The sequence below is a fragment of the Burkholderia sp. AU45274 genome, from assembly GCF_030482505.1.
Classification (GTDB): Bacteria; Pseudomonadota; Gammaproteobacteria; order Burkholderiales; family Burkholderiaceae; genus Burkholderia.
Window position 1 is genome coordinate 72756 of sequence record NZ_JAUJQE010000020.1, and the last position, 6807, is coordinate 79562.

General features: G+C 66.2%; 9 protein-coding genes. 3 read left to right on the forward strand and 6 right to left on the reverse strand.

The features are described from left to right. Positions 1-82: 82 nt before the first annotated feature. The 5 genes from urtA to hemN form a co-directional block, all read right to left on the reverse strand. Positions 83-1390 carry an urea ABC transporter substrate-binding protein gene (gene urtA / locus QZM35_RS36505; protein WP_089424694.1) on the reverse strand — a complete coding sequence of 436 codons (1308 nt, stop codon included), beginning with the start codon at positions 1388-1390 and terminating at the stop codon, positions 83-85. 428 nt (positions 1391-1818) lie between these two features. Beyond that, positions 1819-2142, reverse strand: coding sequence for a rhodanese-like domain-containing protein (locus QZM35_RS36510; RefSeq protein WP_089424695.1), 324 nt, complete (start codon positions 2140-2142; stop codon positions 1819-1821). Positions 2143-2156: 14 nt separating this feature from the next. Beyond that, positions 2157-2813, reverse strand: coding sequence for a protein-L-isoaspartate O-methyltransferase (locus QZM35_RS36515; protein WP_089424696.1), 657 nt, complete (start codon positions 2811-2813; stop codon positions 2157-2159). 104 nt (positions 2814-2917) lie between these two features. After that, positions 2918-3175, reverse strand: coding sequence for a hypothetical protein (locus QZM35_RS36520; protein ID WP_006488573.1), 258 nt, complete (start codon positions 3173-3175; stop codon positions 2918-2920). Positions 3176-3254: 79 nt separating this feature from the next. Continuing rightward, complete coding sequence (hemN, locus tag QZM35_RS36525) at positions 3255-4646, reverse strand: oxygen-independent coproporphyrinogen III oxidase (RefSeq protein ID WP_089430716.1); 1392 nt, start codon at positions 4644-4646, stop codon at positions 3255-3257. A 161-nt stretch (positions 4647-4807) separates the two neighbouring features. On the opposite strand from hemN, the gene QZM35_RS36530 reads away from it, so the two are divergent. From QZM35_RS36530 to QZM35_RS36540, 3 genes are all read left to right on the forward strand, one after another. Next, positions 4808-5137, forward strand: a complete 330-nt coding sequence (locus QZM35_RS36530) for a YkgJ family cysteine cluster protein (protein ID WP_254600200.1) — start codon at positions 4808-4810, stop codon at positions 5135-5137. Next, complete coding sequence (locus tag QZM35_RS36535) at positions 5134-5715, forward strand: DUF1439 domain-containing protein (protein ID WP_071334060.1); 582 nt, start codon at positions 5134-5136, stop codon at positions 5713-5715. The genes QZM35_RS36530 and QZM35_RS36535 overlap by 4 nt, the downstream gene beginning before the upstream one ends. A gap of 81 nt (positions 5716-5796) precedes the next feature. Beyond that, complete coding sequence (locus QZM35_RS36540; RefSeq protein WP_039367732.1) at positions 5797-6627, forward strand: undecaprenyl-diphosphate phosphatase; 831 nt, start codon at positions 5797-5799, stop codon at positions 6625-6627. An 89-nt stretch (positions 6628-6716) separates the two neighbouring features. Here QZM35_RS36540 and QZM35_RS36545 read toward each other — a convergent pair. Further along, positions 6717-6807: IS3 family transposase (locus QZM35_RS36545; RefSeq protein WP_301777433.1), on the reverse strand; the 91-nt coding region annotated here is incomplete at its 5' end.

The window sequence follows — 6807 nt, forward strand, 5'->3', positions numbered from 1 at the left end:
CGGCAAGTGGGGCCGGCGCATCGGGTTCGGCATCGGCGTGCGAGCGGCACGTCGCGCGTGAAGCGCGACGCGCCGCCCGGCATCAGGCGAGCGCCGCGCGCTGCCGGCGCAGGAACGCCGGAATCGAGCTGACGATGTCCGGCTTGCCCTGGTTGCCTGCGATGAACGGGCTCCACGGTTGCGCGCGCACCGCGGTCTTGGTCTTCCACACCACGTTGAACTGCCCGTCGCCGCGAATTTCGCCGATCATCACCGGCTTGTGCAGGTGATGGTTGCCGTCCATCGCGAGCGTGAAGCCCGACGGTGCGGCCACCGTCTGGCCGATCATCGCGACGCGCACCTTGTCGACGTCGGTGCTCTTCGCCTTCTCGACGGCCTGCTTCCACATGTGGATGCCGACGTAGGTCGCTTCCATCGGGTCGTTGGTCACGCGCTTCGCGCCGCCCGGCAGGTTGTTCGCCTTCACCCACGCGGCGAACTGGTCCTTGAACTTCGTGTTGGTCGGGTTCTTCACCGACATGAAGTAGTTCCACGCGGCGAGGTGGCCGACGAGCGGCTTCGTGTCGATCCCGCGCAGCTCTTCCTCGCCGACCGAGAACGCGACGACCGGCACGTCGGTCGCCTTGATCCCCTGGTTGCCGAGCTCCTTGTAGAACGGCACGTTCGAGTCGCCGTTGATCGTCGAGATCACGGTCGTCTTGCCGCCTTGCGAGAAGTTCTTGATGTTCGCGACGATGGTCTGATAGTCGCTATGGCCGAACGGCGTGTAGACCTCCTGAATATCCGCGTCCTTCACGCCCTTCGATTTCAGGAACGCGCGCAGGATCTTGTTGGTCGTGCGCGGATAAACGTAGTCGGTGCCGAGCAGGAAGAAGCGCTTCGCGCCGCCGCCTTCCGCGCCCATCAGGTACTCGACGGCCGGGATCGCCTGCTGGTTCGGCGCGGCGCCCGTATAGAACACGTTGCGCGACATTTCCTCGCCTTCGTACTGCACCGGGTAGTAGAGGAGGCCGTTCAGTTCCTCGAACACCGGTAGCACCGACTTGCGCGACACCGACGTCCAGCAGCCGAACACGCAGGCGACCTTGTCCTGCGTGAGCAGCTGGCGCGCCTTCTCCGCGAACAGCGGCCAGTTCGACGCGGGATCGACCACCACGGGCTCGAGCTTGCGGCCCATCACGCCGCCGCTCTTGTTGATGTCGGCGATCGTCATCAACGCGGTGTCCTTCAGCGACGTCTCCGAGATCGCCATCGTGCCCGACAGCGAGTGCAGGATGCCGACCTTGATCGGGCCGGTGCCCGCGTCAGCCGCATGAGCGAACGGGCTCTTGCCCGCGAGCGCGAGTGCGCCGGCCATCGAACCGAACTTCAACAGACTGCGACGTTTCATCGGGATCCCCTTGTCGTGTTGGATATGCGCGCCGTGAAGGCGTCGGCCAGCGAGTAACGCAAGGCATGTGCCAGTCGTGCGGATGCACGTCCGGCGTGCCTGCGCGGGGCGGTGCGGGGCGTCGGGACGGTGCGCATGACGCGTCGTGCAGCATGCGCGGTCCGTCGCGGTGCAGGTTCACGGGCGCAAATGGTGCACGGTCGGGGTTCCCCGTTCCGGTGCCTGCACCTGCACGCGGTGCGGGGACCTTCGTGCACCATGACTTCGCACCGCGCAGGCAGGGCGCGGGCGCAGCACGGTGCCGTTGAAGTGATGAACCGGAGCGGAAAAGAGAAACGGGCACGCGATGCGTGCCCGTTGGGGGGATCAGTGCGGCCGGCGGCAGGGTGCCGATCGGCGCGGCGGCGCGTGATGCGCTGCGGGCAGGATCAGTAGCGCGGCACGGCCGGATCGACGTCGCGCGACCACGCGTCGATTCCGCCTTGCAGGTTGTACAGCTTCGTGAAGCCGCGCGATTCGAGGAACATCGCGACCTGCGCGCTGCGCATCCCGTGATGGCACACGCAGACGATTTCCGCTTCGTCGTCGAGCTCTTCGCTGCGCGCGGGAATCTGCTGCATCGGAATCGATACGCTGCCGGCGATATGCGCGGTCGCGATTTCCCACGGTTCGCGCACGTCGAGCACGACCGGCGCGGGGCGCGCCTTGTCGCCGAGCCATTCCGCGAGCATCGCGGCCGTCAGGATCTGCATGGTGGCTCCGCCGCTCAGAACTTGAAGCGCGACGGCTCGATCGCGTTGACGAGGTGGTCGATGTACGTTTCGAACACGTCGGCGACGCGGTACTGCTTGTCGTCGATGCGCGTGATGATCTGCGCCTTCATCACCGGACGGCCGCCGACGAATGCCGCGAGGCGGCCGCCGACCTTCAGCTGTTCGAGCATTTCCTGCGGCACGACGGGCAGGCCGCCCGCCACGCAGATCACGTCATACGGCGCCTTGCCGGCCCAGCCGCGCGAACCGTCGCCGAGGACGACTTCCGCGTTGGTCACGCCGTCGTTGCGCAGGTTGTCTTCCGCGAACTTCGCGTTGGTCGGATCGATCTCGACGGCCGTCACGTGCTGCGCGCGGTGCGCGAACAGCGCAGCCAGGTAGCCGGAGCCGGCGCCGATCACGAGCACGTTCTCGTGCTTCTTGACCGTCAGCTCCTGCAGCACGCGCGCTTCGACGCGCGGGAACAACATCTTGCCGTTGCCGCCGGGCAGCGGCAGTTCGAGGTCGGCGAACGCGAGATCGCGGTATTCGGCCTGAACGTAGTTTTCACGCTTGACGATCGACAGCAGGCCCAGGACGTCGAGATCCAGCACGTCCCACGGCCGGATCTGTTGTTCGATCATGTTGAAACGCGCGTTTTCGATATTCATGGTGTGGTCACGCAGCCTCGTCGGCCATCAGCGGGGATAGAGAAACTTCGTGATTGTACCAAAGGGGGCGGCCGCGAAGCCTTCAGGCGGCCTGCAACAGACCTTTACCCCTTGCTCTTCTTGATCTGCGCCTCGAACGCGAGGTCGAGCTTGCTCGCCTTGCGCGGTTTTTTGGGGCCGAATTCGTCGACGAATTTGACGAACTCGTCGAGCGGCAGCGGCTCGCAGCGCTTCTCGGCCGTGCCGCCGGAGCGGTCGACGAGATAAAACAGGCCGCCCGCCATCGCGACGGCCGCGAATTGCGGGTTGCCGGAGCGGGTCTTCAGGCGTTCGACCGCGTGGGTCGCTTTGGTGGTGCGCATCGTGCGGAATCTGGCGGGGCGTAAGCCCCACACTGTATCAAACCGGCCGCCCGCGTGCGGCCGGCCGGGCCCGTCGGGCTCAGACCGTGCGCGAGTAGCGCTGCTGCGGCGTCTGGCCGAGATACGCGTCGAATGCCATCGCGATGTTGCGCACGACCATCCGGCCAGCCGGATGGATCGTCAGGCGGTCGGCCGCGATCGTCAGCAGCCCGTCGCGCTCGAACGGGCGCAACGCGTCGAGTTCGCGCGCGAAATGATCGGCGAAGTGGATGCCGTGCGCGGCCTCGACGTGCGAGAACGGCAGGTCGAGGTTGCACATCAGCTGCGTGATCACGTCGCGGCGCAGCCGGTCGTCGGGGGTGAGCCGCACGCCGCGCGCGATCGGCAGCCGGCCCGCGTCGAGCGCGGCGCCGTACGCGGGCAGGTCCTTCGCGTTCTGCGCGTAGACGTCGCCGACCTTGCCGATCGACGACACGCCGAACCCGACGAGGTCGGTATCCGCGCGCGTGCTGTAGCCCTGGAAATTGCGCTGCAGCGTGCCGTTCTTCTGCGCCCGCACGAGTTCGTCGGACGGCCGCGCGAAGTGGTCCATCCCGATATACACGTAGCCGGCCGACGTCAGCATGTCGATCGCGAGGCCGAGCAAGGCGATGCGCGTTTCCGGCGGCGGCAGCGTCGCGTCGTCGATCTGACGCTGCATCTTGAACAGGTGCGGCATGTGCGCGTAGCCGAACACCGACAGCCGGTCGGGTGCGAGTTCGATGATCGTTTCCAGCGTGCGCGCGAACACGGACACGGTCTGGTGCGGCAGCCCGTAGATCAGGTCGACGCTTACCGAATGAAAGCCCGTCGTGCGCGCGGCGGAGAGCAGGTCGGCCGTCATCGCCAGCGGCTGGATGCGGTTGATCGCCCGCTGCACGACCGGATCGAAATCCTGCACGCCGAGGCTCAGCCGGTTGAAGCCGATGTTGCGCAGGTGGACGAGCGTCGCGGGCGTGACCGTGCGCGGGTCGATCTCGATCGAGAATTCGGCGTCGGCATCCGGCGCGAGCATGAAGTGCTCGCGGGTGGCCGCCATCAGCTCGGCCGTTTCGTCGTCGGACAGGAAGGTGGGCGTGCCGCCGCCCCAGTGCAGCTGCGTGACCGGGCGCGCGGGATCGAACAGCGCGGCCTGCAGCGCCATCTCGCGCTTGAGCTGGTCGAGATACGGGCGCGCGCGGCGATGGTTGTTGGTCGCGATCTTGTTGCAGCCGCAGTAGAAGCACGCGGTGTTGCAGAACGGGATGTGGAAGTACAGCGACAGCTCGCTCGACGATGCACCGGGGTCGGTTGCCGCACGCACGTAGTCGGCCGGGTCGAAATCGTCGCGGAACTGCAGCGCGGTGGGATACGACGTATAGCGCGGCCCGTTCGCGCCGTATTTCGTGAGCAAATCGGGACGGAACAAGGTGTCGGCAGAACCAGAATGCATGACGGTCTCGCGCTTTTTTAGATGCTTTCGAGTATATAAACGCGCGATTGGGCTGCATTGTGTAATAACGTCGCAGCCGGCGATGGCACAATGCGGGGTAGGGCTGCCGGCACCGCGTCCGGTTGCCGCACCGTTTTTTGTTGTTCGTTCGAGAGAGCCGAGTGTCCGTCGAATTGCCTGTCCGCCCGGCACCTGCCGATGTCCCGCCGCCGCATGCGTGCCGCGAGGGCTGCGGCGCGTGCTGCATCGCGCCGTCGATTTCCAGCCCGATTCCGGGCATGCCCGACGGCAAGCCGGCCGGCGTGCGCTGCGTGCAGCTCGGCGACGATCTGCGCTGCCGGATCTTCGGCCGCCCCGAGCGGCCCGCGTGCTGCTCCGGGCTGCAGCCGGCCGCGGACATGTGCGGCGCGTCGCGCGACGACGCGCTCGCGTGGCTCACGCGTCTCGAGGCCGCGACGCGGCCGTCGCAACCAGGAGAGTGTTCAGCATGACCGCACCTTGCGCGCCCGGCCGGCGCCGTTTTCTTGCCGCAACCGTCGGCGCCATCGGCGTGACGCTTTCGCTTGCCGCGTGCGCGTCGACGTTCCCGTTCATCCCCGATCACTACACCTTCTCGCGCGGTGACGTGCAGAAAGCCGTCGCGCGCAAGTTCCCGTACCAGAAGACGGTCGCGCAGGTCGTCGACGTGTCGCTCGCGAACCCGGCCGTCAACCTGCTGCCCGATCAGAACCGCGTGGCCGTGCAGCTCGACGCGCATTTCGTGAGCCCGTTCCTGCGTGCGCCCGTCAGCGGCAAGTTCACCGTGTCGGGCCAACTGGCCTACGACGCGCCGAGCCGCTCGGTCGTGCTGAGGTCGCCGGCCGTCGACAGCCTCGCGCTCGACGGCGACGCGCAGATGTACGCGCAGCAGGTCGGCGCGGCCGCGGGCCTGCTCGCGACGCAGTTGCTGACCAACTATCCGATCTACACGTTCAAGCCCGAACAACTGCAATTTGCCGGGGTGAACTACGAACCCGGTACAATTACGATTCTTACAAACGGCATACGCGTGGCAATCGTCGAAAAGTGACGGCGCACCGCGCTCGGCCGGAGGGGGGCCGCGCGCGGAAGAGTGGCCCATTCATTCGACCATTTCGGAGTTGGGCCACGGATGGACTGGATCCTGATCTGCAAGGCTTTGATCCTCGGCGTCGTCGAGGGGCTGACGGAATTCCTGCCGGTGTCGAGCACCGGTCACCTGATCGTCGCGGGCAGCTTCCTGAATTTCAACGATTCACACGCGAAGACGTTCGACGTCGTGATCCAGTTCGGCGCGATCCTCGCGGTCTGCTGGGAATACCGGCAACGGATCGCGTCCATCGTGTCCGGGCTGCCGAGCCGGCCCGACGCGCGGCGCTTCACGCTGAACGTCGTGATCGCGACGATTCCCGCCATTGCGCTCGGCCTCCTGTTCGAGAAGAAGATCAAGGCCGTGCTGTTCTCGCCGGTCCCCGTTGCGTTCGCGCTCGTCGTGGGCGGCGCGATCATCCTGTGGGCCGAGGCGCGGCAGCGCGAGCGCAGCGAACCGCCGCGCGTGGTGTCGGTCGATGCGCTGACGCCGCTCGACGCGCTCAAGGTCGGCATCGCGCAGTGCTTCGCGCTGATTCCCGGCATGTCGCGCTCGGGCTCGACGATCATCGGCGGGATGCTGTTCGGCCTCGACCGGCGCGTCGCCACCGAATTCTCGTTCTTCCTCGCGATCCCGATCATCTTCGGCGCGACGCTCTATGAAACCGTCAAGGACTGGCAGGCGTTCACCGTCGATTCGCTCGGCCTGTTCGTGCTGGGCGCCGTCGCGGCATTCGTCAGCGCGTTCGTATGCGTGCGCTGGCTGCTGCGCTATGTCGCGTCGCACGATTTCACGGTGTTCGCGTGGTACCGGATCGCGTTCGGGCTGTTCGTGCTGCTGGTCGGGTACAGCGGCTGGCTGAACTGGGCGTGACGCGAACACGAAGGCGGGCGCGCCTTCCATGAAAAAAGCCCGATCGGCGTAGGTGAACTGACCCCGTAAAGTTGGACGGGTTATGACGGCTAGGGCTGAGTTCTGTATTGCACGGGACTCAGCCCTTTTAGTTTCAGTTTGATGCGGTCGTGATTGTAGTAGTGGATGTAGCTTGCCAAG

Coding starts and splice junctions, on each gene's coding strand:
- urtA (WP_089424694.1), bottom strand. CDS start 1,390: ATGAAACGTCGCAGTCTGTTGAAGTTCGGTTCGATGGCCGGCGCACTC.
- QZM35_RS36510 (WP_089424695.1), bottom strand. CDS start 2,142: ATGCAGATCCTGACGGCCGCGATGCTCGCGGAATGGCTCGGCGACAAG.
- QZM35_RS36515 (WP_089424696.1), bottom strand. CDS start 2,813: ATGAATATCGAAAACGCGCGTTTCAACATGATCGAACAACAGATCCGG.
- QZM35_RS36520 (WP_006488573.1), bottom strand. CDS start 3,175: ATGCGCACCACCAAAGCGACCCACGCGGTCGAACGCCTGAAGACCCGC.
- hemN (WP_089430716.1), bottom strand. CDS start 4,646: ATGCATTCTGGTTCTGCCGACACCTTGTTCCGTCCCGATTTGCTCACG.
- QZM35_RS36535 (WP_071334060.1), top strand. CDS start 5,134: ATGACCGCACCTTGCGCGCCCGGCCGGCGCCGTTTTCTTGCCGCAACC.
- QZM35_RS36540 (WP_039367732.1), top strand. CDS start 5,797: ATGGACTGGATCCTGATCTGCAAGGCTTTGATCCTCGGCGTCGTCGAG.